Origin of the sequence: Shewanella litoralis (genome assembly GCF_009828585.1) — a bacterium.
GTDB lineage: Bacteria > Pseudomonadota > Gammaproteobacteria > Enterobacterales > Shewanellaceae > Shewanella > Shewanella litoralis.
In genome coordinates, this window is the sequence record NZ_WSRZ01000169.1 from 1 (window position 1) to 250 (window position 250).

Sequence of the window (250 nt, forward strand, 5' to 3'; positions counted from 1 at the left end):
CAAATTCTGGGTGGCTTTTTAGGAGCTTTTTTTTAGGAGCTTTTAGTTAAGTCACTTGCTCAAATTCTGGGTGGCTTTTTAGGAGCTTTTATGCTCAAATTCTGGGTGGCTTTTTAGGAGCTTTTGGCTAAACATCCCCGCAGAGAATTGGCTTAAAATCACTACAGAGTTTGGTGCATTATTTAAAGGTGCTGTCGGCGCATTACCTGCGTTAACCGAATACTGTGAGCATTTAGACCGAAAACGACGA

The 250-nt window shown here is 41.6% G+C and carries 1 pseudogene; it reads left to right on the forward strand.

The features are described from left to right. Window positions 1-127: 127 nt before the first annotated feature. A pseudogene (locus tag GQA99_RS20860) lies at window positions 128-250 on the forward strand (transposase); the annotation flags it as partial.